Annotated in this window: 26 protein-coding genes and 1 pseudogene; 12 read left to right on the top strand and 15 right to left on the bottom strand. The window is 64.3% G+C overall.

Features of this window, described 5'->3' with window-relative positions:
* The first annotated feature begins 62 nt into the window (after positions 1–62).
* Complete coding sequence (locus GKE62_RS15560) at positions 63–965, top strand: diacylglycerol kinase family protein (RefSeq protein ID WP_154693031.1); 903 nt, start codon at positions 63–65, stop codon at positions 963–965.
* Positions 966–1166: 201 nt separating this feature from the next.
* Here the strand turns inward: GKE62_RS15560 and GKE62_RS15555 are convergent, their stop codons facing one another.
* The 4 genes from GKE62_RS15555 to GKE62_RS15540 form a co-directional block, all read right to left on the bottom strand.
* Entirely contained in the window at positions 1167–1505 is a 339-nt protein-coding gene (locus GKE62_RS15555; protein ID WP_154691423.1) for a hypothetical protein, read from the bottom strand.
* 59 nt (positions 1506–1564) lie between these two features.
* A complete protein-coding gene (locus GKE62_RS15550) occupies positions 1565–2023 on the bottom strand; it encodes a GreA/GreB family elongation factor (RefSeq protein ID WP_154691422.1) in 459 nt (152 codons plus the stop codon).
* Positions 2024–2229: 206 nt separating this feature from the next.
* Positions 2230–3867 (bottom strand): chaperonin GroEL, encoded by a 1638-nt coding sequence (gene groL, locus GKE62_RS15545; protein ID WP_154693030.1) that lies wholly within the window; start codon positions 3865–3867, stop codon positions 2230–2232.
* A gap of 77 nt (positions 3868–3944) precedes the next feature.
* A complete protein-coding gene (locus GKE62_RS15540; protein WP_154693029.1) occupies positions 3945–4232 on the bottom strand; it encodes a co-chaperone GroES in 288 nt (95 codons plus the stop codon).
* Positions 4233–4375: 143 nt separating this feature from the next.
* Here GKE62_RS15540 and GKE62_RS19480 point away from each other — a divergent pair, with 143 nt between their 5' ends.
* A complete protein-coding gene (locus GKE62_RS19480) occupies positions 4376–5113 on the top strand; it encodes a response regulator (RefSeq protein ID WP_370516010.1) in 738 nt (245 codons plus the stop codon).
* Positions 5114–5249: 136 nt separating this feature from the next.
* On the top strand, positions 5250–6272 hold the full coding sequence (locus GKE62_RS15530) for a sensor histidine kinase (protein WP_154693027.1): 1023 nt from the start codon (positions 5250–5252) through the stop codon (positions 6270–6272).
* A 596-nt stretch (positions 6273–6868) separates the two neighbouring features.
* Here GKE62_RS15530 and GKE62_RS15525 read toward each other — a convergent pair.
* The 8 genes and pseudogenes from GKE62_RS15525 to GKE62_RS15490 all read right to left on the bottom strand — a co-directional run bounded on the left by GKE62_RS15525 (position 6869) and on the right by GKE62_RS15490 (position 13842).
* Complete coding sequence (locus GKE62_RS15525) at positions 6869–7588, bottom strand: RES family NAD+ phosphorylase (protein WP_154693026.1); 720 nt, start codon at positions 7586–7588, stop codon at positions 6869–6871.
* Positions 7560–7934, bottom strand: coding sequence for an MbcA/ParS/Xre antitoxin family protein (locus GKE62_RS15520; RefSeq protein ID WP_154693025.1), 375 nt, complete (start codon positions 7932–7934; stop codon positions 7560–7562). The genes GKE62_RS15525 and GKE62_RS15520 overlap by 29 nt, the downstream gene beginning before the upstream one ends.
* A gap of 89 nt (positions 7935–8023) precedes the next feature.
* Positions 8024–8578, bottom strand: coding sequence for a hypothetical protein (locus GKE62_RS15515; RefSeq protein WP_154693024.1), 555 nt, complete (start codon positions 8576–8578; stop codon positions 8024–8026).
* A gap of 303 nt (positions 8579–8881) precedes the next feature.
* Positions 8882–10132, bottom strand: a complete 1251-nt coding sequence (locus GKE62_RS15510) for an adenosylmethionine--8-amino-7-oxononanoate transaminase (protein WP_154693023.1) — start codon at positions 10130–10132, stop codon at positions 8882–8884.
* Positions 10129–10748 (bottom strand): annotated as a pseudogene (gene bioD / locus GKE62_RS15505) (dethiobiotin synthase). Before bioD ends, GKE62_RS15510 begins: the two are co-directional and overlap by 4 nt.
* Entirely contained in the window at positions 10745–11866 is a 1122-nt protein-coding gene (locus GKE62_RS15500) for an 8-amino-7-oxononanoate synthase (protein ID WP_154693022.1), read from the bottom strand. The pseudogene bioD and the gene GKE62_RS15500 overlap by 4 nt, the downstream one beginning before the upstream one ends.
* A 193-nt stretch (positions 11867–12059) precedes the next feature.
* Positions 12060–13388, bottom strand: a complete 1329-nt coding sequence (locus GKE62_RS15495; RefSeq protein ID WP_154693021.1) for a HipA domain-containing protein — start codon at positions 13386–13388, stop codon at positions 12060–12062.
* Complete coding sequence (locus tag GKE62_RS15490; protein WP_154693020.1) at positions 13381–13842, bottom strand: helix-turn-helix domain-containing protein; 462 nt, start codon at positions 13840–13842, stop codon at positions 13381–13383. The genes GKE62_RS15495 and GKE62_RS15490 overlap by 8 nt, the downstream gene beginning before the upstream one ends.
* A gap of 586 nt (positions 13843–14428) precedes the next feature.
* Between GKE62_RS15490 and GKE62_RS15485 the strand changes: the two genes are divergently transcribed.
* A complete protein-coding gene (locus tag GKE62_RS15485) occupies positions 14429–15106 on the top strand; it encodes a PilZ domain-containing protein (RefSeq protein ID WP_154693019.1) in 678 nt (225 codons plus the stop codon).
* 633 nt (positions 15107–15739) lie between these two features.
* Here the strand turns inward: GKE62_RS15485 and GKE62_RS15480 are convergent.
* Complete coding sequence (locus tag GKE62_RS15480; RefSeq protein WP_305080893.1) at positions 15740–16831, bottom strand: bifunctional diguanylate cyclase/phosphodiesterase; 1092 nt, start codon at positions 16829–16831, stop codon at positions 15740–15742.
* A complete protein-coding gene (locus GKE62_RS19825) occupies positions 16716–16976 on the bottom strand; it encodes a diguanylate cyclase domain-containing protein (RefSeq protein ID WP_370516105.1) in 261 nt (86 codons plus the stop codon). The genes GKE62_RS15480 and GKE62_RS19825 overlap by 116 nt, the downstream gene beginning before the upstream one ends.
* Here GKE62_RS19825 and GKE62_RS19150 point away from each other — a divergent pair.
* From GKE62_RS19150 to GKE62_RS15460, 4 genes are all read left to right on the top strand, one after another.
* Positions 16884–17243, top strand: coding sequence for a hypothetical protein (locus GKE62_RS19150; protein ID WP_230207109.1), 360 nt, complete (start codon positions 16884–16886; stop codon positions 17241–17243). The genes GKE62_RS19825 and GKE62_RS19150 overlap by 93 nt on opposite strands.
* 773 nt (positions 17244–18016) lie before the next feature.
* Positions 18017–18676, top strand: coding sequence for a diguanylate cyclase (locus tag GKE62_RS15470; protein ID WP_154693016.1), 660 nt, complete (start codon positions 18017–18019; stop codon positions 18674–18676).
* Complete coding sequence (locus GKE62_RS15465) at positions 18666–19727, top strand: bifunctional diguanylate cyclase/phosphodiesterase (RefSeq protein ID WP_154693015.1); 1062 nt, start codon at positions 18666–18668, stop codon at positions 19725–19727. Before GKE62_RS15470 ends, GKE62_RS15465 begins: the two co-directional genes overlap by 11 nt.
* Positions 19728–19762: 35 nt before the next feature.
* Positions 19763–20200 carry a BLUF domain-containing protein gene (locus GKE62_RS15460; protein ID WP_195908456.1) on the top strand — a complete coding sequence of 146 codons (438 nt, stop codon included), beginning with the start codon at positions 19763–19765 and terminating at the stop codon, positions 20198–20200.
* Positions 20201–20431: 231 nt separating this feature from the next.
* Here the strand turns inward: GKE62_RS15460 and GKE62_RS15455 are convergent, their stop codons facing one another.
* Positions 20432–21094, bottom strand: a complete 663-nt coding sequence (locus tag GKE62_RS15455; RefSeq protein WP_195908455.1) for a TetR/AcrR family transcriptional regulator — start codon at positions 21092–21094, stop codon at positions 20432–20434.
* Positions 21095–21339: 245 nt separating this feature from the next.
* On the opposite strand from GKE62_RS15455, the gene GKE62_RS15450 reads away from it, so the two are divergent.
* From GKE62_RS15450 to GKE62_RS15435, 4 genes are read left to right on the top strand one after another with little or no spacing between them, the layout of a single operon-like run.
* The gene (locus GKE62_RS15450; RefSeq protein ID WP_154693012.1) at positions 21340–22764 is read left to right on the top strand and encodes an efflux transporter outer membrane subunit; all 1425 of its coding nucleotides are present in this window, start codon (positions 21340–21342) and stop codon (positions 22762–22764) included.
* Between the two features lie 26 nt (positions 22765–22790).
* Positions 22791–22928 carry a hypothetical protein gene (locus GKE62_RS15445; RefSeq protein ID WP_154693011.1) on the top strand — a complete coding sequence of 46 codons (138 nt, stop codon included), beginning with the start codon at positions 22791–22793 and terminating at the stop codon, positions 22926–22928.
* Between the two features lie 30 nt (positions 22929–22958).
* Positions 22959–24137 (top strand): HlyD family efflux transporter periplasmic adaptor subunit, encoded by a 1179-nt coding sequence (locus GKE62_RS15440; RefSeq protein ID WP_154693010.1) that lies wholly within the window; start codon positions 22959–22961, stop codon positions 24135–24137.
* Positions 24138–24146: 9 nt separating this feature from the next.
* Positions 24147–25682: a DHA2 family efflux MFS transporter permease subunit gene (locus tag GKE62_RS15435; RefSeq protein ID WP_154693009.1), complete on the top strand. Its 1536-nt coding sequence runs from the start codon at positions 24147–24149 to the stop codon at positions 25680–25682.

The following is a 25682-nucleotide window of genomic DNA, read 5'->3' as shown; positions in this document are numbered from 1 at the left end:
CGACTGCTCCTAGCTCACACGGGACTGGCGCGGGCATAGAGGGCGTGCCACGCACGGCTGAGATGACACCCCTCCCCAAACAAGCCATCCTCGTCGTCAACTCCATGAGCCGCAGTGGTGCCGAAGCGTTTGACGAAGTGCGTGACAAGCTGGCTGCCGCGGGAGTCGAACTCCTTGCCGCGCACGCCATCACCGATCCGGACCAGATGGAGCCGACCATTTGCGATGCAATCGCGCAGGCGCCGATGGTGATCGTGGGTGGCGGTGACGGATCGCTGTCGACCAACGTCAGTTCCTTCATGGGCAAAGACACCGTGTTCGCGATCGTACCGCTTGGCACCGCCAACAGCTTTGCGGGCACGCTTGGAATTCCCAAGGACATCGACAGCGCGGTCGCGGTCATTGCCAATGGAGAGCGCAAGCGGATCGATCTTGGCTGCATCGACGGACATTTCTTCGTCAATGCCGCGGCGATAGGCCTGTCGCCGATGATCGCCGAGACGGTGCCTCCTAAGTTGAAGCGCTACCTGGGTATGGTCGGTTATTTGCTCTGGGCGGCGCGCTGCGCGTTCAAGTTCCGGCCGTTCCGAGTGACCGTCGAGTACGACGATGGGCGACACAAGAAAGTCTGGGCGACCGAGGTTCGGATCGCCAACGGCACGCATCACGGCGGAGTCGAAATGGTCGAGAGTCAGGAAATTGATAGCGGAGTGATTGTCATTCAGGCCGTCACCGGGAAAAGCGTATGGGGTCTGGGTTGGAGCTGGTTCGCGACGGTGACAAAGCTGCGCGGAAGGCACGGCACGACACGTGAGTTTCGGGGGCGCAAAATGCGGCTTGGCACCCAGCCCCGGCTCGATATTTCGATCGACGGCGAGATAGCAGCGCGAACCCCGGTAACAATCAGCGTCGCGAAAGGCGCCATTGAGGTGGCGGCACCCCGCGACGGGCAGTTCCAAATATAATGCCGGTGTGGCGGTTCGCTAAAAGCGGCAATGGGTGGCCCTGGCCGAGGGGCACGCGGTCATGGGCTCAGGGTGGGCAACCAAGCGCTAACCGTGCCCAGCCGGGACATCTTTGCGATTAGACAGACGATACCTGGACGTCCGTTTTCAGAGAGTAGCCGCCTGAGGGCAGAGTGTCGGCAATCGCCACTATTCAGCCGATCAGCGCTGCTTTTTTGAGGTGGTGGCAGTGAAGTCTGGGTCCTTCTTGGCGACCCAATCGACAAATTTGCGCACGTTTGGATTGGCCAGAAGGGCCTCCACATCCATCGCATGGCGCTGCAGTTCAGAATTGGTGAAATTGGCGACCAGCGCCTGTTGGCAAATCGGATGCATGGGAACGACATCGCGGCCACCCCGGCTTTTCGGTACCGGATGATGCCAGACGGTGGTCTTGCCAAGGGGCCGGCGACACAGCCAGCAAGGTTCTATCGCCGCTGAAGGCTCCGCGACGCGATCAACGTTCTCATATGGGTCACGTTTCGAATTCTTACGGCTCATGCCTCAGGCCCTGCCAAGTGTCGCGCTGCCCAGCCAGCGTGATTTGCTTTGGGGGAAGGTCATGGCGAGCTGATCTCGAGGATTCTGATTGCGTCGGCAACAGCGCCAAACGGGAGCACCTCGCCAACCGCTGCTCCGACGACCGCGCGGGAGAGCGGCGCGGTGAACGAGACGAGGCCAGCCGCGGGTTCGGCCTCGTCGCTGCCCACGATCTGAAATGTCTTGGGTGTGCCATTCAGCGAGATGGTGACCTTCGACCCGAATTCCACGTTGTCCGAAGCCGGCGGGGGCATCACTTCCGCCGTGATCTGGCGGGTCTGCCAATAGCGCAGGTCCCGCTTGAGCGCCGGAAGAGCGTCCTCTTCAGCATGGTCAATCTCGGATTCCAGTTCCGCTACCCGACTGGCGATGAGTTCCAGGCCGCGTTTTGTCACCAGATTAGGGCCAGCCGGGATCGGCAGCTCGAACTTTGGCTCGAGATGTTCCTCGTCACTGTCACGCCGGAATGCCACGCTCATTAGATCGATCCCGTTTGACCCGTCGCACGCGCAGGAAAAGTGTTCGGTTGGACGTCACCGCCCCCGCAGCGCAAAGCACGGAATGGAACCATATTGCCTGGTTTTCTAGTTTCGCGTCACGGCAATCGCGGCATCATTTCTGAACCGCACTTACCGCCAACTTTGGCTGACCATTAGGCCCGGAGGGATGCCGAGAACGAGTTGGCTTAGAAGCCCATCCCCCCCATGCCGCCGCCTGGCATCGCTGGTATGCCGGGGTTATCCTCGACGATGTCGGAAATCGCGGCTTCGGTGGTGATGAGCAGGCCCGCGACTGACGCGGCATCCTGGAGCGCCGAGCGCACCACTTTGGTCGGATCGATCACGCCGGACACGATGAGGTTCTCGTAGGTGTCGGTCTGGGCGTTGAACCCCATCGTCTGATCTCCTTCGCGCAGCAGATTGCCAACGACCACCGCCCCGTCGTGCCCGGCATTCTGGGCGATCTGACGAAGCGGCGCCTGCAGCGCCCGGCGCACGATGTCGATGCCGCGGGTCTGATCGTCGTTGGCACCGGTCAGGTTGTTGAGCGCCTGGCTGGCGTAAAGCAGCGCGGTGCCGCCGCCCGGAACGATCCCTTCCTCGACCGCCGCGCGAGTCGCATGAAGCGCGTCATCGACGCGGTCCTTGCGTTCCTTGACCTCGGTCTCGGATGCCCCACCAACCTTGATGATGGCAACGCCGCCGGCCAGCTTGGCCAGCCGTTCCTGCAGCTTTTCCTTGTCGTAGTCCGAAGTCGTATTCTCGATCTGCTGACGGATGGCCTCGACCCGGCCCTTGATGGCGTCGGCCCCTCCGGCGCCATCGACGATGGTGGTGTTGTCCTTGTCGATGGTGACCCGCTTGGCTGTGCCCAGCATCTCGAGCGTGACGTTCTCGAGCTTGATCCCCAGTTCCTCAGAGACGGTCTCGCCCGCGGTCAGGATGGCGATATCTTCGAGCATCGCCTTGCGGCGATCACCGAACCCGGGTGCCTTGACTGCCGCGACCTTGAGCCCGCCGCGCAGCTTGTTGACGACCAGCGTGGCCAGAGCCTCGCCTTCGATGTCTTCGGCGATAATCAGCAGCGGCCGGCCCGACTGGGCAATCGCCTCGAGGATGGGCAGCATGTCCTTGAGCCCGGAGAGCTTCTTCTCATGGATCAGGATGTACGGGTCCTCGAGTTCGACCTCCATCCGCTGCGGATCGGTGATGAAGTAGGGCGAAAGATAGCCCCGGTCGAACTGCATGCCGTCAACGGTCTCGAGCTCGAACTCCATGCCTTTGGCCTCTTCGACAGTGATCACGCCTTCCTTGCCGACCTTCTCCATCGCCTCGGCAATCTTTTGCCCCACGATCTCGTCGCCGTTGGCAGAGACGATCCCCACCTGGGCAATCTCGGTGTTGTTCGAGACCGGCTTGGAGCGCGCCTTGAGGTCTTCGACCACCTTGGTGACGGCAAGATCGATGCCGCGCTTGAGATCCATCGGGTTCATGCCCGCTGCGACCGACCTCAATCCTTCGCGCACGATGGCCTGGCCGAGCACGGTTGCGGTGGTCGTGCCGTCGCCCGCATGATCGTGGGTTTTGGAGGCAACCGAGCGCATCAGCTGCGCGCCCATGTTCTCGAACTTGTCGCTGAGTTCGATTTCCTTGGCGACGGTTACCCCGTCCTTGGTGATCCGCGGTGAGCCGTAGCTCTTGTCGAGGAGCACGTTGCGGCCTTTGGGCCCCAGCGTAACCCGGACCGCATTGGCGAGAATGTCGACGCCGCGGGCAATGCCTTCGCGCGCTTCGGCGGAAAATCGGACGTCTTTGGCTGCCATGATGATGCCTTCGAATTTGAGGTAAGTTGTCAATCAGATTGCGGGCAGGCGCCTGTCCCCTGCGCAGTCTGCTCAGATCACTCGACGACGCCGAGGATGTCGGATTCCTTCATGATGATCAGGTCCTCGCCGTCGACCTTCACTTCGGTGCCCGACCACTTGCCGAACAGGATCTTGTCGCCAGCCTTGACGTCGAGCGGAGTGATCGCGCCGTCTTCGGCACGCGTCCCGCTGCCGGCCGAGACAACTTCGCCTTCCTGCGGCTTTTCCTGCGCGGTATCGGGAATGATGATCCCGCCAGCTGTCTTGGCCTCGGCCTCGACCCGGCGAACCAGCACGCGATCATGAAGGGGGCGAAAGTTCATAGGAGCGGTATCCTGTCCACTGGGGTGCGACCATCGTTGTCGCAGTCTCAGGCGGCGCCAGTGCTGCCGTCCTGATATTGGCACTCTCATGGGGAGAGTGCCAACGCGCTATCTGCCGATTGGCAGGCCGCGTCAACCGCGGTGTGAGTCAGAGCCGCGGATCGCGCCCTGACACGTCGGCGCTTGGGGTGAGCGCAGCATTCAAACAGCCACGTATCGCAGCGATTGTAAGCAGATTCCTCCGATCGGCGCAGAATGACCGGGAGGTTGGCGACTCAGGCGCGCGCCGCGATTACTGGAGGTCCACGCACGGCTCTTTCTCGCCGCAGCCCAGATATTTGTATGGGCGGAAGGGAGCTGGCAAGCGGACGTTCAGCTATCGGGCCAAGGCGCTACGTCCATTTATTATTGTCGAGCGCAACCAACATCCCCCCGGTCCGTTAGAGGGATGTCCAGATCACGCTTCGTTGCTTCGATCCGAAGTTTCTCATCGTGCTCCATCCAGGAGAAGCACGATCCACGCCTTGATAATTGAGGATGAAGCTTTGATCGCCATGTTGATCGAAGATTCGCTCCGCCAATGCGGTTTTACCTCCTTCGACTTCGCCATTTCCACTGAAGACGCGATCCGGTTAGCCCAGCGCCGGTGCCCAGACTTGATCACGGCCGACGTCGAACTGAACCCGGGCAGCGGGATCGATGCGGTGGACGCGATCTGCGATGGTCCGCCGGTTCCAGTCGTCTTCGTGACAGGAAGCCCACAGAAGCTTGTCGAACGGATGCCGGATCATCTGCTGTTGCTCAAGCCCTTCGACCCGAGCGATCTTATCGCGATAGCGCATGTAGCGCTTGGGCGCGCTGAAGCGGCAGTAGGAAACTAAATCTGCGAATTGTCGCAGGTTTTTGCCGGAGGAGGTCTATGGTCGAAATGGCACCTTATTTTCGACGCCCGCCAATCTGATGTCGCTGTCGGTCAACCTCTCGCCGTGAGAGACCCGGTTCTCCAAGGCCCAGGCCATGACTGCACCCTCTGCGCCGCTATCTGACGCTGCCACGCGGCTGTCGCTCGCACTGCTGGCATCGTCCAAGGCGCCGCTCGTGCTGCTTGCAGACGATCTGACCGTAATCGGTGCCAGCGCCTCATTCTGCAGCGCGTTCGGGCTCGATCCCCGCTCGATCAACGGAACGCAGCTAGTGAATCTCGGCAATGGCGAGTGGAATGTGCCCCAGCTCAACTCGCTCCTGCGCGCCACCTTCGAGGGCGCTGTGGCGATCGACGCCTACGAGATGCGGCTCGACCGGTCGGGCCACGATACCGCCTGTCTTGTTCTTAACGCCCACAGGCTCGACTATGGCGAGGGCGAACCACGCCGCATTGTTCTTGCTGTGACTGACGTCACCTCGGCGCGCCTCGCCGAGAAGCTCAAGGACGAGCTTGTCCTGCGCAATGAAATCCTGCTGCGCGAGCTCCAGCACCGCGTCGCCAACAGCTTGCAGATCATTGCGAGCGTTCTCATGCAGAGCGCACGGCGTGTGCAGTCGGAGGAAACCCGCTCGCACCTGCATAATGCACACAACAGGGTGATGTCGATCGCGACCCTGCAGTCGCAGCTCGCCGTGACGAGTTCGGACGATGTCGAGCTCAGGAAATACATGCGAGACCTGTGCGCGAGCATTGGAGCGTCGATGATCGACGATCCTGACCGGATCATCATCGGCTCGTCGATCGAAGATGTGGCTGCACCTGCCAACGTGGCGGTGAGCCTGGGACTGATTGTCACCGAACTTGTTATCAACGCGCTGAAACACGCTTTTCCCGGCCCTCTTCAGCAGGGGCGCATCGAAGTGGATTACTTGCGGAGCGACGGCGCCTGGACGCTATCGGTCGATGACAACGGCAGCGGCATGGGTGCTGAGGCTGATGCCAAGCCTGGGTTGGGCACCGGGATCGTCGAGGCTCTGGCAAGGCAGCTCAACGCCAAAGTGCAGACAGAGAGCTCGGAGCATGGCACCAAGGTTTCCGTCGTGCACGCCGGCTGACTTGCCCTCAAAATCCTGGTTGGTGAGATATGCAGATCTCTCGCCATCGAGGCCGACCCGCGCCGTATCCCCGGACCCACGCGCAGCATCGCGCGAGACCTGCATGAGCACCGGCGCGCTGCCCGCTTGCTGCACCTGCGCCCATTGACGCTGACGCTCGGCAAGAGCGGCCTGCGCCGCTGCGTCGGATGCAACTGCGCCTTGAGGTGGCGGGTCGTCTTCGGTCGCCATAGCGCGCCGGTGATCGAGGATCGGCCGGCCAAGATCGCCGGGCAATGGCGGCCCGAGATCCGGCGCCGGCGCTTTGCCGTCACCGTAGCTGCGTGGCAGGCTCGCGAGTTCTTCGGGCGAACCCTGATTGTCGGTGAGATGGAGATCGGGTGTTTGGGTCCCCGTGCGCAGACCCACCGGCTGAAGCGCGAACCACGCGACACAGGCAGGCGCGCTGTAAGCGCGCCAACACGGGCCGGGCGAAGCCGGGTTGCGGGCGCCGTCGGCTGGCCCAGGGCCTCTCTCGCCCGGCATGCGCGACGCCGGTGATGTGGTGTCGTCAGGAAAGGACCGTGTGCCCGAGCCGTGGGCAAGCGGTCACGGCCTCAGAGCTCGAAGTGCCCGGCGGTGAATGCGAACCGATCGCGCGAAGGAAACGCCGCGAAAGCGACCAACTGTCCGGCTTCGAAGCGCAGATGCCAGGTCCGTCCCGATCGCGGTCGACGCTCGGCAAAGGCTATCGGATCGAGCACGACCAGGTTGCAGCGGCGCCCAGGATCGCGCGCCGAAATCGTTCGGATGAGCTGCGTTCCCGCTTCGCGTGCCGCGTGCGCAAGCGCCTGGCACGCCGAATAGTCAACGGGATCGGTCCACCGGGCCTCGTCGACCGCGAACGGCGCGAGCGTCAGGTCGAGCGCGTGGTCGCTGGTGACCTTGACCGAGAAGCTCGAATGCTCGGTGGTCGTGGCCGGCGGCATGAACCCTGGCGAGCGCATGAAGAAGCGCAGTCGCCAGTAGGTGGTCTCGGCGATCGCGGTCGCTTCGGTCTCGCTCGCATAGAAAATGCCGGGACGCTCGTGAGCGCGGCGAAAGCGGCTGGCTTGGCCGTGACCGTATCGAAACGGCGAGGCGAGCAGATAGTCGAGCCCGCGAGCACTGACGGGCAACTGCGGCTTGACCGCCTCTGCGAGGTCCTCGAGCAGAGCCTGCTCGGCAGGATTGGCCGCGAGCCGCGCGGTCGAGATTCGGTGCTGGGCCTCGACCACCCGCCACACCGTTCCCGAATAGCCGCGAAGCTCAGACGCGAGCGCGGTGGAAGTCCACATAGTCGCAGACCTCGATCAGCCCCCGCATCGTGTCGAGCCGGTCGAACGGCCGGCCACCGAGATCGAGGTTGTCGGCAGCAAGCCAGCGGCGAGCGGCGTCATCGTCGCTGCCCATCAGCGCATCGAGCCCGCGGAACAGCCGCAGCAGGAACTGCCCGGCCTCAAACGACTTCGACGTGGGATCGAGTCGCGCCTGCCCATGGCGGAGCCGTGAGGCGGTCGCGCTCGAAAGGCCGAGGATCGAGCCGAGCTTGGCGTTGCTCAGCTCCCACAGTCCGGCGATGCGAATGATCGCGTTGCCTAGTACATCGGCTCTCTCGGGATTTTGAGCAGCGCGGGTGGCCATGATCGATCCTTTCAGATGGATGATATATTCCAATTTCGTCCAAATGAAAGGTCAAATTTGGACTGCCGAAATCTCGCGATCCTCAGCCTCTAGCGTGGCGAACGCGACGATGGCACCCCACCGCGTAGCGTAGTCGCGGTCTTCGAGCGCCAGTCTATCGTTTCGGCGTCGGCGAGCGAGAACACCAGCAGGCCGAGCGCGAACCCGGGGTCGGACATGACATGGAGCGCGAGAACGTCGCGGCGCTGCATCGCCAGTTCATCGACGAGCCGCTTCGACAGCGTCGAGCGGCGTGAGCCGTCTGCGCCTTCGCCGCTGACGACCTCGATTGTGTCGTCGCGACGATCGTCCGCGCCGGGCTGACGCTCGGCGTAGTAGGTCGGCTGCAGTACCGGCGTGCCGTCGCGGCCGAGAGTGAGGATCATACCCGCCTCGCCCATCAGCTCGGGGGCGAGCACAGGCGGGCGGTTGCGGATGTCCTGGATCTCGGCTTCGATCCGCTCGATCGATTCCTCGGCGCCCTGAACCGCCTCGTCGGTGCTGTCCTCGTCTTCGAGGATGGCGGCGTGCTCGTCGTAGCAGGCATCGAGCACGTCGAGCCGGGCGAGATCGGCCTCACTCAGCGGCGCCGGCTCGGCGGGCACGCGTCTCGAGCGTGTCGAGTTCAGTGATCTGAGGCATTCGGCAGCTCCGTGCAGTGCGCCTGGACCAACGCCACCTCCGCTCTTCACTGCAATGATAAGGCTTGCCTCGATCGAGTCAGGACCGGTCTCACCTCAGAATTCCGATGGCCCCTCCAGGGTAAGCCCGATTTTCATTGTACCTGGAAATGGCCGGATCGCCGAATGGGCCGTGAACGACCGGTCCTTCGGGGATTGGCAAGACACGAACGCAAAAGCACCGCGTCGTCCAACTGCTGGTCACGTTAGTACGGTCCAAAACCGCGTTCAGAGTTCTTCCAAACCGTAGCGAATTCCGTCGTAGACCAGATCGAGATCGGCGTCGTCGACGCAGTAGGGTGGCATGACGTAGACTGTGTTGCCGAGCGGGCGGACCAGCAGGTCGTGCTCGCGGAAATGGTGCAGCAACCGTGGGCCGACGCCGGAGAGATAGGCAGCCCCGCCGCCGCCCGCCTCGAACGCGGCGATCGTCCCGATCCGCCGCGGGTTGTGAACCATCGGGTGGCGCGAAAGTCCGTCGAGCCGGGCCTGCTGGCGCTCGCCCAGCGCGGCGACGCGTTCGAGTACCGGCTCTTCGCGCCAGATCGCCAGGTTGGCGGCGGCCGCAGCGCAGGCGATCGGATTGGCGGTGTAGCTCGACGAGTGGAAGAAGGTCCTGGCGCGATCGCTGCTGAGATGGGCTTTGAAGATCGCCTCGCTAGCCATAGTCACCGCCAGCGGCACCGAACCGCCTGTCAGGCCCTTGGACAGGCACAGGATGTCGGGGACGACCCCGGCCTGCTCACAGGCGGTCAGCGTGCCCGTCCTGCCCCACGCGGTCATCACCTCGTCGGAGATAAACAGGACTTCGTGAGCAGCCGCGATCCTGGCGAGCTCGGTTAGCACCCACGGCGGATAGACCATCATCCCGCCCGCGCCGAGGATCAGCGGCTCGACGATCAGCGCGGCGGGCTTCTCGCGGCACGCTGCTTCGAACGCGTCGAGCGTCGCCTGCTCGGCGCCCGCAACGGGGAACGGGATCGTCGTCACATCGAACAGCAGCGGCTGATAGGCGCGGTTGAACACCCCGCGCGCGCCGACCGACATCGCCCCGATGGTGTCGCCGTGGTAGCTGTGCTCCATCACCACGATGGCCTCGCGCGCCTCGCCGCGGTTGCACCAGAATCCCAGCGCCATCTTCAGCGCGACCTCGACGCTGGTCGAGCCAGAGTCCGAGAAGAACACCCGGGTCAGCGATGGCGGCATGATCGCGCGCAGGCCGCGGGCGACCTCCTCGGCGGGCTCGTGGGTCCAGCCGGCGAAGATGATCTGGTCGAGCTTTTCCGCCTGCCGGCAAATCGCCCCGACGATCCGTGGGTGGCGGTGGCCGTGGGTGGTCACCCACCACGACGAGATCGCGTCGATCACCCGGCGCCCGTCGCGGGTGAACAGCGCCGCGCCCTCGCCGTGGGTGACCAGCGGGATCGGCTCGCCGAGGCCGTGCTGGGTAAACGGATGCCAGATCGGCGAGCCAGTCATGCGAAGTCCCCGAGGTCGAAGTTCTCAGCGAACGCCGCGGCGAGGCTATCGGGGGTCAGCGGACTAAGCCACGGCAGGCGGCCCAGCCGGCGCACCTTGCCGAACGCGACAATCGTCGCCTCGCTGTCATTCTGCGGCTCGCCGACGAATGCGACGCCGAGGATCAGGACCGAGCGCGCCCGCAGCGCCTCGATGGTCAGCAGGCTGTGGTTGATCGTGCCGAGCGCGGTGCGGGCCACGATCACCACCGGCGCCCCCCACCGCGCGAAGAGGTCGGCGAACAGCAACTCGCGGGTCAGCGGGACCAGCGCCCCGCCCGCGCCCTCTATCACCAGCGGTCCGTCGCAGGGGGAAGCGCGAGACGCGCGGGGTCGATGGTCACGCCGTCGAGCTCGGCGGCGCGGTGCGGTGAGCACGGGGTGGTCAGCCGATAGGCCTCGCGCAGGATAGACTGGCGTGGCAGGCCGCTCAGCGCCGCGATCCGGGCGGCGTCGCTGCCTTCGTCGAGCCCGGCCTGGATCGGTTTCCAGTAGCTCGCGCCCAGCGCCCCGGCGACCGCTCCGGCGAACACGGTCTTGCCGACGTCAGTGTCGGTGCCGGTGACGATGATCCTCAAAGCACCACCTTGAGCGCGCCTGCCAGCGCGTCGATCTGATCGGTCGTGGCATTGAGCGTCAGCGAGATGCGCAGCCGCGAGGTTCCCGCGGGCACCGTCGGCGGACGGATGCCGCGGACGTCGAACCCTGCCGCGTGCAGCGCGCCCGCTGCGGCCATCGTCCGGGCATCATCTCCGATCACCAGCGGGAGGATCTGCGAGCCCGTCGCTGCCACTCCACACCCGGCCAGGACCTGCTCGGCGTGCACCACGCGCCGCCACAGCTCGCCACGGCGCCCGGGCTCGTCGGCGACGATCCGCAGCGCCTCGCCCACCGCCACCGCCATCAGCGGCGACGGCGCTGTCGAGAAGATGAAGCTGCGCGCGCGGTTGACGAGAAACTCGCGCAACGGAGCCGGCCCGCACAGGAGCGCGCCTTCGCAGCCCAGCGCCTTGCCGCAGGTGTGCAGCGCGATGACGTTGGGGCGGTGGTGCAAATTCTCTGCCAGCCCCAGCCCGCGCGCGCCGAACACGCCGGTGGCGTGGGCCTCGTCGATCAGCAGGTTGGCCTCGAACCGCGTGGCGATCTCGGACAATTCGTTAAGCGGGGCAAGGTCGCCGTCCATGCTGTATAGGCTTTCGACCGCCAGCCAGATTTGTCCGGTGCCGCCCTCCCGGCGCCACGCCGCGGCGGCGTCGGCGAAGGCTTGCGCATCGTTATGCGCCGCCGCGACCGTCTCGGCCCGTCCGAGGCGCATCCCGTCGTGGGCGCTGGCATGGATCAGCGCGTCGTGGACGACGAGGTCGCCACGCTGCGGCAGCGCGCCGAAGGCGGCGAGGTTGGCGGTGTAGCCGTTCGCGAAGAACAGCGCCGTCTCTGCGCCGAACGCCGCGGCAGCCTGCGCCTCGAGCGCTTCGTGGGCGGGGTCGTTGCCGCGCAGCAGCCGCGAGCCGCCCGAGCCGATTGCCACGCCGCGGTCGAGCGCATCCGCGACCGCGCCGCGCAACCGCTCCGATTTTGCCAGGCCGAGGTAGTCGTTGGAAGCGAAGTCGACGCCCTCGCGCGGGCGCAGCCCGCGAAGTCGGTCCGCCTCGCGCAGGCGCGAAAGATCTGCGCGGTGAGCTTGTAGTGCCAGCATTGTTGCCCCCTACAGACTCATCACGCCTCGGCTACACGGATTTTCTTGGGGCCGGCCTCGAACGTCTTTTCGCTGTCAGGCGCTGTCATCGAGTGCTCCCGCGGTCATCGGCCCGGGCGCTGGGTCGCATGACGCCCCGGCCGACGGCGCTGCCAGTAGCAGCCAATCGAAAGCAGAAGAGCAGGGTCGCCCGTTAGTTGCTCATGAGCAGCCGCCGCCGCGCTCGACGAACGCATCGCGCTCGCAGTTCGACCGCCGCGCTGAGCAGGTCGACGAGCCGTTCTGTCTCTCGTCCGATCAGGTCATCGAACGTTCGCATGCCCTGCGAGCGCAAGGTCGGCGTGGCTTTCTCGAGGCTACGGACAAGCGGCACGACAGCTTCCCCGACGAAACCTGGGACATCCTCGACCCCGCACTCGATCAGGAATGTGGCGACATCGTCCGAGGTCATCTCGTCGAAGAGGGTCGCCTGGCCGATCTTGAACGCGAGCTGGTGGTTGTAGCGGTCATGAAGTCGGATCGGCAGCATGTCGTAAAGCGGGGCCAGCCGCGGCGGGCCGCCGGTATCGTATAGCAGGGCGTGGTTCTTGGCGTGATTGTCGGTGTTGCCGATGCGCAAGTTGAACAGCGTCGCCAGAACGAACCCGAGCCGCGCGGCCTCGGGGTCCGCGGTGCGGTCGAGGACCGAGAGCGCCGCGGAAACGTCGAACTTGCGCCCTTCCCGCCCGCGCCGCTCGTACTTGAGCTCGGACGAAAAGCCGAGCGCCTGCGCGAAGTCCTCCTGGTGGATGCGCGTGACCGTGTCTTGGGCAACCCGGCGGTCGAAACGCTCTATCAGCAAAGCCTCGTAGTCGCCGACCTTGATCGCCTGCGGCACGCTGACCTCAAGGCCGCAAGCGGCAGCGAGCAGCGCAGCGGCCTCCTCGAGCCGGGCATCGCGGCCATGGCGGCGCTCGGGGACCTTGAGGATATGCGTGGTGGGAACCCGCAAACCTGCGCGAGGTAAGGCGAAGCGGCCGTCGGGCAGGACCGTCAAGGCGATCTTGCTCTGCACGCCCGCGACAGGCGAGGGATCGTCGACCTCGGCGGGAAGACGGCGCAACTCGGCGAGGCTGCGAACGATCCGGATCGCCGCCGCATCGTCGAGCGGCTCGTAGTCGGCATCGAGCCGGCCCGGGGTCTTCACCGGCGGGTCACCCATGGGCAGGCAGGACACCGCGCCGGCGCAGTCGGCGCCGAGATGCCGCAGTTGGCCGACCACGTTACCGCGCTCCAGGCCTTCGCGGTCGAGGATGCGCTGCAGTTGCGCGTTCTCGGGCAGCAGATTGGCAAAGAAGGCCCGCATTCCGCGATCGTCGTAAGCCGCGTCCGCCAACGGTAGCGAGAGCGACAGCGGCGGGCCGCCGGCGTCGAGATAATTCCTGGCATACGCAAAGCTGGTGTCGCCCTCGTCGCTTCGTTCGAGATGGCCCGCAGGAGTGGCCATGCCGTCCATCCAGACGGCAAGCCGGTCCTCAGTCATCCGGAGCGATCGCCAGCAGGCTCAGCCCGAGCGCCTCGCAAACCCAGAGCGCCCGCTCGAGCTCGAGCGTCGGCTTGCCCGCTTCGAGTTCCGAGACGAAGTGCCGCCCCGTGCCCGCGGCCTGGGCCAGCCCTTCCTGTGAGAGCCCTTGGCGCCGGCGCGTTTGGTGAACGAACTCGCCGAGGTCCTGTGCCGTGGCGATCGCTACCTCGCGCGGGCTCGACGACGCCCCGCGGCGTAACCGATGAGCCTGCACCGCGCGCGGCTGCGCGGTCTTCTGGCGCTCCTCCTGCGTGTGAGCGGGCGGCTGGCGCACGAGCAGGCGAACCGTCGGCGTCGGCTTTTCCACCTCGGCGACATGCTGACGCAGCGCGGTTGAGCTCTTGGAATACTTGATCGCGCGCTGGGGCGTGCCCGCGGAATCCCTCGCCGGGGCCTTGGCGTGGGGCGCCATGGAAACGCTGCGCGGCGGCGCCGCGCGCGCGCTCGACCGCTTGGCTCAGGCGGTCCGCTCCAGGTTCTCTGGATTGATCCTTAGCCATAGCCGTTTCCCGTTGGAGGCCTTAGCCGACTCTGCAACGGACGTCGAGGAAGGCTCGATACCGTACGGTATCATATATTCCTGAACGGAGCGTAATTGCTCCCTTACAGTAACGATAATGCGCGCGAACGGGATCGAAACTGGCGATGCCGCAGACCAGCGACAGCGCGGCCAGCGGAAACGGGACCGATTCACCAAGTCATGCCCTAGGCGAACTCCCTTGCTGGATCGCGGTCGTTCGTTCGCAGCGAGATTTCCAAAACCTCGCTGAGGCCCCAGGTTGTAAGTCGTTGCTGACTGCAGAGTGCGAAGAGGCCGAACTCAGCCCGTACGCTCCGAGCTCAAATATTGAGATCGGCAGTCGAGCAATCGGCGACAGGGCAGCAGGATCCGATCGCTGCCCTTGCTGCATCCTATGGCGTGAAAATACCTATGTCATCAAATATCCGAGCTAAATCAGGGGTGTGTAGCGCACCCCTCTTGCTGCTGTTGAAGGATATTGGGCAAGGGCGAAGGCCCCAAGGAGGACGATTTGAACTACTCCGGCGATTTCCAATCGACCGCGGATTTGCCTGGCGAGCGTCGTGCCCAGGGTAGGACCGCCACTGTCTTCAGGCCCGTTCTCATCGAGACCGATGCGTTTGCCGGCTTCTGCCTCGTGCGCAATCTTTCGCCAAACGGGATGAGAGGGCAAGTCTACACGAGCTTTGCCGAAGGTCTACCGATCACCGTCCAGTTCAGTCCCGACCGGATCGTCCAAGGTACCCTCACCTGGTGCAAGGACGAGCATGTCGGCGTGCAGTTCGACGAGCCGGTAGATGTTGAGCAAGTGCTGTCTGATCTCGCGAGGAAGCTTGTTGAGGGCAGGGTCAACAGGGCCCCGCGGCTACAAATCGAGTGCAAGGCAGAGCTGATCATCGGCGACCGCTCGCTGGCGATCGAAGTGCAGGACATTTCTCAACGCGGCATCAAGGCGGTTGCCTCGTTTATCAAGCCGGGCGACGAGGTCTGGGTGCGGCTAGAGGGGCTCGAGCTCAAGGCGGTAGTTCGATGGACGCAAGGCGGAATCGCCGGCTTGAACTTTCTTCGCCCGCTGCCTTTTGAAGAGCTTGCGCACTGGGTCATTCGACAGCAGTCCCAAGGTCCATTCCTCGAGAGCGGCGCGCAAGCAGCCTGAGCCGGGTAAGCAATAGGCCTTCGCGACCGTCATAAAACACATGTGCGAGAGGACCTTATGATAGGGTGGATATAATGCGATCAGCCCACTGGCGTCGCCGCAGTCAGTGCGCCCCCTCATAAAGCTCAAGCAAGCACCATGAGCGGTGGAACACAGGTGTGTATCAGTCTCCGACGACGCCCATACGGGGCAAGAAGCCGCGCCAGCTCTTGCGATCCTGAATGAAATCGCATCGCCGATCACCCCGCCCGCCGCATCGACGAACTGCTGCCCTGGAATTACCGGTCAGCCTGAAAACCCGCTCAGCGGACGCTTACTGAAATCGAGCTTGATCTCTAGCGTACTGCCATCGAGGCGGGAGGTCCAAGACAGGGTGCGCGGAACCAAGACGTCGCCTTGGGGAACGCCCCCGGAATCGAGAAAAGCGATCGGCAAACGAATGATATCGGTGCTATCGAGCAGGCCAAGCTCAAACTTTTGCTCAGTCCCGCCAAGCTTGGGATAGTACCAGATCCCGGCAGTTGTAACTTATCAACTGGCGTCTCGAAGCCTGGGTACTTCGAGTACGTCGGCCGAACCTCAGCGTTAGCATCTACTTTGCTCCACGAGAGAGCCAACCTAGCCAGCGATTGCCTACGCCGCTGCAAGCCTGAATAGATCTTCAATTCGCTTTGGTGCTGTGCGCGCGAACCGCTCCGCAGCGTCAGCGCCCATCGGTCGCGCGAGACCATAGCCCTGGCCATAGCAACAATGCAGGCTTTGCAGCATCCTAAGGTGATTGGCAGTTTCGACATGCTCGGCGATGCACGGGAGACCTACCGCCTCGCAAAGTCTGAGCACACCCGTAAGGAGCGGAAGGCCTACGCCCATTCCCGCGCTGATGACTAGCGATCCGTCCAGCTTGACCGCATCGAAGGCCATCTCGCGCAGGTATGAGATCGAAGCGAAACCAGCGCCAAAATCGTCCAGCACGATCTGGACCCCATGCGCGCGCAGATCCGCCATGTTGCGGCGGGCCGTTTCGAAGTCGGCTAGAAAGGCCGTCTCGGTAACTTCGATGTGAAGCCGCCTCGGGTCTAACCCTGCCTCGGTGATGATGCGGATAATCTTCGCGGAAGTGTTGGACGAGCACAGCTCCGCGGCGCTTAGATTGAATGATAAATTTACTGAGGAAGGCCAGCGATTTGCTTGCGCCGCGGCACGGGCCAACAACGCATCGCTGATCTGTTCTATCACGCTGATCCGCTCGGTTATGGGGATAAATTCCCCTGGACCTATCCACCCTAGCTCCGAGTGCCGCCACCTCGCCAGCGCCTCGAATGACTGCAACTCTTGGGTGCGAAGGTCTACTATGGGCTGATAGGCCAGGTCGATGCTGTGGTGCACCCCGGGCTCACGCAGCGCCTGCTCTATGTTGGTTTCCCGCTGAAGATTTACGTCCATCTCGGTCGAAAAAAGTTTAACCTTGCCACGACCGGTACGCTTGGCGCGGAAGAGGGCGATGTCCGCGCGCCGTAGCAACTGCAGTAGGTCGCTGCTCTCCCCTCCCGCGAAACACACACCGGCCGCAGCGGACAAATTGAGTCGCCGCCGACCGAAGACAAACTGCTCAGAAATGCGCCGGACCGCTTGCTGGCAAACAGTCATCGCCTGGCCCTCGTCGTCGCAGGGAAACAGCAGGGCGAACTCGTCGCCGCCCAAGCGAGCGACTGAGCCACTTTGCAACGCGGCCTGCAAGCCGAACGCTCACCTCGATCAGCACTTGGTCGCCAGTTTCATGACCAAATGTGTCGTTGATCGGCTTAAAGCCGTCGAGGTCCAGGATTGCAACGGCGATACCGGGATGGCCAGCTTGGGCCAGCGCGTCCAGGCTGCCAAGAAACGCGCGGCGATTGGCAATACCGGTCAGCGCATCCGTGTTGGCTATCTCTCGGGCACGGGACTTCTCTTCATTGGCTACCGTCTCCGCTCGCCTGGCGCGCCGCTGTTCAACCTCGACGTCGAACCGCGAGTGCACAAGTTGCGCGATGTTCTCGTTTTGGAGGGTCGTAAGCCGAAGAGTCAAAAGCATGAGCAACATCAAGCTTGCGCCCATCCCAATGTGAGCAATCTCATCGTCGGCAAGCAGCTGGAGTGACATTGGCAGGGCCAACAGCAACAGGGGGGAGCCGAGAGGCCGCAGCAAACGCACTCAAGCCAAAAGCACATCCGACGGCCGCCAGACTTGCGAAAAGCACGATGTGGACGCGGTCGTCGTTGAGCCCTGCATGATAGCGCGACAGGCTCCACCAGCAGTACGCGAAACAGAAAAACGCCGTGACGACGAAAGTCTTTCTCAACTCGGCCTTGGCGCGACTGCGGGGTAGGATCCGATCGCGAATTCGAATCCAATGAAGTAGTCGGACCGCTACCGCGACTGCGAGCAGATTAGCCCCATTAAAAATCAGAGGTCCATCGCTACGAACCGAGATGCTGAGACCAAAGAGGTTCGCGAGCAGCACGCCGTAAAGCCAGGGTACCTGGTTGGGCGGCGCCACCCCAAGGCCGACGCGACGACGGCACCTCCAAGTGGGGTGTACATTTCGGCACGCGAGAACGGGACCGGGGCCACCTGATAGCTTTTGAGGCCAAGCGTGCGGGAAGGGGCGCTCGCCTGTCGAACTCCTGGGCGTAAACGAGATGCCCACCGATCGTCTCAAGTAGTGAAGGCTACTGCCCGGCTGTCGAACTCAGCGCCATTGCAGTTGGCGGCCGTTCAGACTGCCTGCAGGCGCACCCGTATCGGCATCCAAGGCGACGTACCAAAGCCCCAACAATCCTGTTTTGAAGTGTCTCGGAACGCAGCGTACTCCGTATAACTACGGTTGCAGGAGGGGGCCAAATGCCCATGGCTATCGGGCAACGTCAGATATGCTTCACGTTCCCGCCAAAGCTCTGACCCAAGTTTCGGCCATCGATGTTGCCCGCGCCACCGAGTTCGATTTTGCGGATCTATGGACAACGATTGCCGCGATTACCGGGAATAGCCCGGACACCCTTACCCTGATCTTGCCTGACGCACTCTACCGCGAGGGGCAAGGGCTCTATAAATTCGAAGACTGGATCACCCTCTGGGCGGATGAATCCAAGGCGTTCGCGGTCGAAGCCTTGGCGCGGGTCGACGTGGCCGGTTCGGCAAAGGCTACGCTCGAGACCCGGGACGCCAACGGATCGCGTGCTTTCTGGGAAGTCGCTCTTTCGCAGATCAAAGGGCACGAAGCCGTCCTGTCGGTCGCACGCGACATCACTGAAAGGATGTCGCACGAGGTGCAGCTGCGCCGGGTCGCGTATCACGACGGGCTGACCGGATTGCTCAATCGCGCAGCGCTCAAGGAACAGCTGGCCGAAGATATCTGCGCTGCGACGGTGCACGGTGGCTCTGTCACCGTGCTGATGCTCGACCTCGACAATTTCAAACTTATCAACGACACGCTGGGTCACGACGCCGGCGACGCAGTCCCTGGTCGAGACCGCGGCACGGCTTCATGCGACCGTATCACCGGGAAATGCGGTCGGGCGATTGGGCGGTGACGAATTTGCGGTCATCGTATCGAGCGAGCGAGCCAATGCGCGAGCCACCTTCCTTGCCGAAGATCTGCTCGAAGCGTTGCGTCGCCCCGTCACGTTCAAGGGCCGCATACTCGATACGCGCGCCAGTATCGGCCTGGCGACATATCCCCATCATGGAGCGGATGCGTCCGAACTGCTCAAAAACGCGGACATCGCGCTGTATGCGGCCAAGTCATTCGGTCGAGGCGGCTTTACGACTTACGTGCCGTCCATGGGTAACACCCTGCGCAAGCGGGCTTCGGCAATCGCCACGGTGCGCGAAGCGATCGCCCAACATCGGCTCGAGACCCATTATCAGCCGAAGGTCGATTTGCGCTCTCGCCGCGTGATCGGGTATGAAGCGCTCCTCCGCTTGCGCGACGATGAGGGCGGGTTGATCCCGGCGCACGCGATCGATCAAGCGTTCGAGGACATCGAACTGGCGCGTCAGATCGGCGACACCATGTTCGAGCGCGTCGCGAACGATGTCCGCCACTGGCAAGACGCCAGGCTTCCGGTTGGCAAGATTGCGCTGAACGCCTCCGCTGCGGAGTTTCGCGCTGGCGACTTCGCGCCCCGCCTTCTGCAAAAACTCCGCCGCGCCGAGCTCTCCCCCGAGCTGTTCGAGATCGAGGTCGCGGAAACGGTGCTGGCGGGCCGCGGGACCGATTATGTCGCGACGGCGCTTGCGGATCTCGCTGACGCCGGCTTGTGTGTCGCACTCGATGAGTTCGGAACCGGCGCGTCCTCCCTTGCCCAACTCAAGCGGCTGCCCTTTCACTCGATAAAGATCGATCGAACGTTTGTCGAAACACTAGAGGATGACAACGCGGACCAAGCGATCATTCGCGCCATCGTCGGCCTCGCCGACGGGCTCGGGCTGGGAACTACCGCCGTGGGGGTGGAAACGCTCGGCCAAATGGACGCGCTTCACAAGTTGGGATGCAACGTCGGCCAAGGCAAACTCCTTGGATTGCCCACGCCTGCCCACGCCGTAGGCATGGCAACTGGGTCGCCCTTCGTGCGGACGTAGAAGCTTCAAGACGGATCACAAAAGGAACCAACGCGATGTCGATATACAACCTGGTCTATTCAAGTTGCGCACAACTCAACCCGGACAACGCGGTCGATCTCGCCATGATCGACGACATTCTGGCAATCGCGCGGCAGCGCAATGCGGCGGTCGATGTTACCGGCGCATTGCTGTTTACCGAGGGCAAATTCGTGCAGGCGCTGGAAGGCGATCGAACAGCTGTGCGCGCCACGTACGCCAGGATTGCGGCCGACCCACGCCATGACAACGTGGAAATCCTCTCTTCGCAATTTAGCGACCGTCGGCGATTCAAGCAGTGGTCGATGGCGTTTGTGGGAGACAACGAAGCGCTGCGTGACCGCTTTGGTGACTCGCCGCTTGCAGCACTTGGGAAAAAGCCGGCCGGCGACGCCCTATTGGATTTCATGCTGGAGTTGGCTCGCAGCAGCGACGAAACCCTCGCCGCCAGTTGACCCTAGACAGCTTAGGCGCGCGTCAGACTAGGTGCCGTGCGACGTTCCGTCTGGCAACCGGAATGGGACCGAGGGCGGCCCGGCAGCTTTTGGCGCCTAGTGCGCAACAAGCAGACGTTTGGATTGGCAACCGTCTCTCGACGTAAAGGGCACGCTTGAGATCGACGGGTCACCGTTCTGTTCCAATCTGGAAGCGAGAAGATCGGTCCTGGTTCCTCGTCGTTTGGTCGGTCAGGCGCTGCTCTGGGAAGCAAGTTCCTCGCGCGAGATCAGCGCATCAGGGTCCCTCGCGTAGGCGCGGAGGAACAGGCTTGCCGCATGTCTAGCCTTGGCATCGCGTTCGGCCGCGGTCGGGCTCGGCAACAGTCCCCAGACCTGTTCGAAATGCATTTCGGACGCGGCGAGCGTCATCAGGTCGCGACCGGCCGTAAGAAAATCGCTGGTCCACAGGACGTCGGCGAAATTGCCCGCAAGATAGTTGCCGACCTCCCGCTGGGTCTCGGCGGGACCACGGGCAAAAAATGTCGCGGCGACATCGGGATGGCGGTCCGAGGCAGAACCCACGAGGCGGAACATCGAGATCGCAGTGGGAGAAAGCGCAAGATCGATCGCCGACCGGCACAACTTTGTAATCCTGACGACCGCATCGCCGCCGTCGCGCGGCATCTCGATCCTCGAGCGCAGACCCGCGGCGGTATCCTCGACCACCGCAGTAAACAGGGCCTCTTTCGAGGAGAAATAGGCCCATAGTGTCCGCTTCGATCCGCCCAGTCGGGCCGCGATTCCCGACATGGTGGTCGCCTCGTAACCGTTCTCGAAGAACTCCTCGCGGGCGAGGGTGATGATCTGTGCCCGGCGCGCGAGGCGCTGGCTTTCCCGTTTTCCGATTTTCATGGGTACACTGTGGTATCTCATTTCGTAATTTGCAAGCGCCAATAGTGGAACGGCCTCCACGGGTCCTCCCCCTCGCCCGACAGAAAGTTCGGCGCTCGCCGCACGTTTGAGCAGCAGATTCCAGGCTAAAGCACAGTAATTGCGCTCAAATTAATCGAGATACCACACAGTACCGTTTTAGGTTGACGGGGGGTCGCGAATCGGCGATAACGGTACCACCAAGTACCTCAACGAAAGGTTCCGAAATGCCCGTCACCCGCATTCGCGGGCTGGCCCTGCTGTTGGCCGGCTCCGCGCTGCTTCCCGCCTGCGCCTCGGTCCCCGATCTGGGGGCGAGGCCCCAACCTCGCGCGGCGGCTTCGTTCGCCGCAACCGAAACTTTGCGCAACGGCGATGGCGCGTGGCCTACCGTCGATTGGTGGGGCGGCTACCGCGACGCCCAGCTCGACGGCCTGATGCGCGAGGCGCTGGCCGGGGCACCAACGCTCGAGCAGGCCGCGGCGCGGCTGCGCATCGCACAAGGTCTCGCCCAGCAGGCCGGCGCGGCGCTCGTCCCGACGGTCGATCTGAGCGGCAGCGCCGGGTTCGTCCAACAGAGCGAGAATAACGGCGTCCCCGCCGTGTTTGTCCCCGATGGCTGGCGCGACACCGCCAAGATCGGCCTTGGCTTTTCGCTCGATCTCGATCTGTGGGGCCGCAACCGCGCCAACCTCGCGGCGGTTCGATCGGATGCCGACGCGGCGCAGTTCGAGCTGGCCGAGGCGCGGCTGGCGCTGACCACGGGAATCGCCTCGGCATACGCCGAGTTCGGTCGACTCCACGCGCAGCACGGCGTGCTCGCAGCCACGTTGGCCAATCGCGAGAAAACCGCGAGGCTGGTGGCGGGACGCACCGCGGCGGGACTCGATACCCACGTCGCGCTCAGGCAGGCGCAATCGCGCGCCGCCACGGCGCAGGCCGAGCTTGCCGCGACCGACGAGGCGCTGGCGCTTTCGCGCAACGCGCTCGCCGCGCTGATCGGATCGGGGCCGGATCGCGGACTCGAGATAGCCGCTCCCTCGGTCGCAGAACTGGCACCGCGCGCCTTGCCAGCCAACGCCGCGATCGACCTGGTCGGTCGCCGGCCCGATGTCGCTGCCGCGCGCGCCTCGGTCGAGGCCGAAGCGAACCGGATCAAGGTCGCCCGCGCTGCCTTCTATCCCAACATCAGCCTAAGCGGGCTGATCGGACTCCAGTCGCTCGGCTTAGCCAGTCTGCTCGATGGCGGCTCAGCATTCGGCAACGTCGGACCGGCGGTTAGCCTGCCGATCTTCCACGGCGGCGCACTGTCGGGGCAATATCGTGGTGCTCGCGGTCGCTACGACGAGGCGGTCGCGCGCTATGATGGGCTCGTCGCCGAGGCGCTCCGCCAGGTCGCGGACGCGCTTGCCAGCCGCAACTACCTCACGCAGCGCGCCGAACACTCGCGTCAGGCCCTGGCCGCGGCCGAACAAGCGCTGGCGCTGGCGCTGCAGCGCTACCGCAGCGGGCTTTCGACCTACCTCGACGTGCTCAGCACCGAGGATGGCGTGCTCCAGGGCCGCCGCGCAGTCGCCGACCTCCAGGCGCGCGCCTTCACCCTCGACGTCGCGATGGTCCGCGCGCTCGGCGGCGGCTTCGCGACCACCTGAACCCAACCCTCAAAGGAGAACCAACCGTGACCACCCGAACCCCTCCCCGTTGGCACCGCATCGCCCGCCTCGTCGTCATCGGTACCGCCTGCAAGGCGGTGATCGTCGGCGGTGCCTGGCTGCTCGCGATGGACGCGCTGCACAGTCACGCCCTTCCCGTCTGATCCTTTCCCACACAGCCAAGGACATCTCACATGCCTACCGAAACCGCAGAACTGACCCAAGCCTTCCAAGACGACAAAAGCACTGTCACCCACCTCGATTTCCGTCCTCCCGATCCGCCGCACAAGCGGACGAGGCGCGGCACGCTGTTCGCCGGCCTTGGCCTCGCGCTCGCCGCCGCGACTGCCGGATACTTCTTGCTGGCCGACGGCGATCACGTCGCCACCGACAACGCCTACGTTAACGCCGAGACCGCGCAGGTTACGCCGCTGGTCGCAGGCGCAGTCGCCGACGTGGCAGTGCGCAACACCGAGTTCGTCCGTCAGGGCCAGATCCTGTTCCGGCTCGACGACACCGACGCGCGGCTCGCGGTGGCGAAGGCCGAGGCCGAGTACCAGCGGGTCCGCCGCCAGTTCAGCCAGGCGCTGGCGACCAGCGGCGCGCTCGGCTCACAGGTCGCGGCCGGTGGCGCCGAGATCGCCCGCGCTCGCGCCGATCTGGCGATCGCCTCGGCCGCGTTCGAAAAGGCGCGCACCGATCTGGGGCGCCGCAGCGGACTGACCGAGACCGGCGCGGTTTCGGGCGAGGAGCTGACCGCAGCGCGCAACGCCTATGCCGCGGCCGCGGGCAACGTTGCGCAGGCCCGCGCCGGTCTCGCCCAGGCGAGCGCCGCGCGCAACGCAGCCGCGGGCAATCGCGCGGCCAACGACGCGATGATCGCGGGCGCGACGGTCGATACCCATCCCGATGTGCTCGCCGCGAAGGCGAAACTCGATCAGGCGAAAGTCGATCTGGCACGGACGGTGATCCGCGCGCCGCTCGCGGGGGTTGTCACCAACCGCCAGGTCCAGGTCGGCCAGCGGCTCGCCGCGGGTGCCGCGGCGATGACGATCGTCCCGCTCGGCGCGGCCTATGTCGACGCCAACTTCAAGGAGGGCCAGCTCACGCGTGTCCGGATCGGTCAGCCGGTCAAACTGACGTCGGACGTGTACGGCTCGGACGTCGTCTATCACGGCCGCGTCGCGGGGTTCTCGGGAGGAACCGGCTCGGCGTTCGCACTAATCCCCGCCCAGAACGCCACGGGCAACTGGATCAAGGTGGTCCAGCGACTGCCGGTGCGCGTCGCCCTCGACCCGCGCGAGCTGGTCCGCAATCCGTTGCAGGTCGGCCTGTCGATGGAAGCCGAGATCGACGTCTCGGGCAAAGGGTGAGCCGCCGCCATGACTGCTCCTTCGAAAACCTCCACCCAGCTTTCCGGCGGCGCGCTAGTGCTCGCCGGGGTCGTGCTGGCAGTCACCAACTTCATGGTGGTGCTCGACACCACGATCGCCAACGTCTCGGTCGCGCACATCGCCGGCGGGCTCGGAATCTCGTCGAGCGAAGGCACCTGGGTGATTACCTCTTACGCCGTGGCTGAGGCGATCTGCGTGCCGCTCACTGGGTGGCTTTCGCGCCGGTTCGGCACCGTGCGGGTGTTTGCCGGCGGGATGCTGGGGTTCGGGATATTTTCGTTCCTGTGCGGCACTGCGACGAGCCTTGCCGCGCTCGTCGCGTTTCGCATTGGCCAAGGGATCTGCGGCGGCCCGCTGATGGCGCTGAGCCAGACGCTGCTGCTGCGCGTGTTCCCCAAAGACAAGCACGCGATGACGATGGGCATCTGGGCGATGACCACTCTGACCGCTCCGATCTTTGGCCCGATCCTCGGCGGGACAATTAGCGATAGCTGGGGTTGGCACTGGATCTTCTTCATCAACATTCCGATCGCCATCGTCTGCTCGCTGACCGCGTTCGCCGTCCTGAGCCCCGCCGAGACCGAGCGGATCAAGGACCGCATCGACGGGGTTGGGCTGGCCTTGTTGGTGTTGTGGGTCGGCGCGCTCCAGCTGATGCTCGACCTGGGGCGCGAGCACGACTGGTTCGGCTCGACCTTGATCGTGAACCTGGCGATCGTCGCCGCGGTCGGGTTCGCGGCGTTCCTGATCTGGGAGCTGACCGAGGACCAGCCCGCTGTCGACCTGCGTCCACTCCGCCACCGCGGCTTCGCGGTTGCTGTGATCGCTTTAGTATTCGCCTACGGCACGTTCTTCGCCAGCCTGGTGGTGATCCCGCAGTGGCTGCAGGGAGCGATGGGCTACACCGCGACCTGGGCTGGCTACGCGACCGCGTTCAACGGCGTCGCCGCGGTGCTGATGGCACCGGTCGTCGCCAAGCGGATGACCACGGTCGACCCGCGGCGGCTGGTTTTCATCGGGGTGTGCTGGCTCTCCGCGACATCGCTGCTGCGCGTTTTCTGGTGGAACAGCGGCTCCGATTTCTGGACGCTGGCGCTGCCCCAGCTGATCCAGGGTGCGGGGATGCCGTTCTTCTTCGTGCCGTTGACCACGATCGCGCTGGGCGCGGTCGACGAGGAGGAAACCGCCTCCGCTGCCGGGGTGATGAACTTCCTGCGAACAATGGCCGGGGCGGTCGCGGTCGCGATCTCGACTACGCTGTGGTACGATGGCGCGCAGGAAAAGCGCGCCGCGCTCAGCGGTGTGCTCAATGGCGCACAGGCCACGATCGATCGCCTCGTCGCGCAAGGCTACGGTCCCGAACAGGCGCGGATGATCGTCAGCCAGCTGGTCGACAAGGAAAGCGTCGCACTGGCGACGGGTCAGACCTTCGTGCTCGCCGCCGCGATCTTCGCCGCCGCCGCATCGATCATCTGGCTCGCCCCGCGCCCGACGCGCCAGGTCGATACCTCCGCCGCTCACTAG

It is taken from the genome of Novosphingobium sp. Gsoil 351, from assembly GCF_009707465.1.
Lineage (GTDB): Bacteria > Pseudomonadota > Alphaproteobacteria > Sphingomonadales > Sphingomonadaceae > Novosphingobium.
The sequence above is the reverse complement of the archived record's forward strand: the minus strand, read 5'-3'. Positions and strand labels throughout refer to the sequence as shown.

Bases quoted from the DNA above. Each gene is read 5' to 3' on its own strand.
- GKE62_RS15560 (WP_154693031.1), top strand. From the start codon at position 63: ATGACACCCCTCCCCAAACAAGCCATCCTCGTCGTCAACTCCATGAGC.
- GKE62_RS15555 (WP_154691423.1), bottom strand. From the start codon at position 1,505: ATGAGCCGTAAGAATTCGAAACGTGACCCATATGAGAACGTTGATCGC.
- GKE62_RS15550 (WP_154691422.1), bottom strand. From the start codon at position 2,023: ATGAGCGTGGCATTCCGGCGTGACAGTGACGAGGAACATCTCGAGCCA.
- groL (WP_154693030.1), bottom strand. From the start codon at position 3,867: ATGGCAGCCAAAGACGTCCGATTTTCCGCCGAAGCGCGCGAAGGCATT.
- GKE62_RS15540 (WP_154693029.1), bottom strand. From the start codon at position 4,232: ATGAACTTTCGCCCCCTTCATGATCGCGTGCTGGTTCGCCGGGTCGAG.
- GKE62_RS15530 (WP_154693027.1), top strand. From the start codon at position 5,250: ATGACTGCACCCTCTGCGCCGCTATCTGACGCTGCCACGCGGCTGTCG.
- GKE62_RS15525 (WP_154693026.1), bottom strand. From the start codon at position 7,588: ATGTGGACTTCCACCGCGCTCGCGTCTGAGCTTCGCGGCTATTCGGGA.
- GKE62_RS15520 (WP_154693025.1), bottom strand. From the start codon at position 7,934: ATGGCCACCCGCGCTGCTCAAAATCCCGAGAGAGCCGATGTACTAGGC.
- GKE62_RS15510 (WP_154693023.1), bottom strand. From the start codon at position 10,132: ATGACTGGCTCGCCGATCTGGCATCCGTTTACCCAGCACGGCCTCGGC.
- GKE62_RS15500 (WP_154693022.1), bottom strand. From the start codon at position 11,866: ATGCTGGCACTACAAGCTCACCGCGCAGATCTTTCGCGCCTGCGCGAG.
- GKE62_RS15495 (WP_154693021.1), bottom strand. From the start codon at position 13,388: ATGACTGAGGACCGGCTTGCCGTCTGGATGGACGGCATGGCCACTCCT.
- GKE62_RS15490 (WP_154693020.1), bottom strand. From the start codon at position 13,842: ATGGCGCCCCACGCCAAGGCCCCGGCGAGGGATTCCGCGGGCACGCCC.
- GKE62_RS19150 (WP_230207109.1), top strand. From the start codon at position 16,884: ATGACCAAATGTGTCGTTGATCGGCTTAAAGCCGTCGAGGTCCAGGAT.
- GKE62_RS15470 (WP_154693016.1), top strand. From the start codon at position 18,017: ATGCTTCACGTTCCCGCCAAAGCTCTGACCCAAGTTTCGGCCATCGAT.
- GKE62_RS15460 (WP_195908456.1), top strand. From the start codon at position 19,763: ATGTCGATATACAACCTGGTCTATTCAAGTTGCGCACAACTCAACCCG.
- GKE62_RS15455 (WP_195908455.1), bottom strand. From the start codon at position 21,094: ATGAAAATCGGAAAACGGGAAAGCCAGCGCCTCGCGCGCCGGGCACAG.
- GKE62_RS15450 (WP_154693012.1), top strand. From the start codon at position 21,340: ATGCCCGTCACCCGCATTCGCGGGCTGGCCCTGCTGTTGGCCGGCTCC.
- GKE62_RS15440 (WP_154693010.1), top strand. From the start codon at position 22,959: ATGCCTACCGAAACCGCAGAACTGACCCAAGCCTTCCAAGACGACAAA.
- GKE62_RS15435 (WP_154693009.1), top strand. From the start codon at position 24,147: ATGACTGCTCCTTCGAAAACCTCCACCCAGCTTTCCGGCGGCGCGCTA.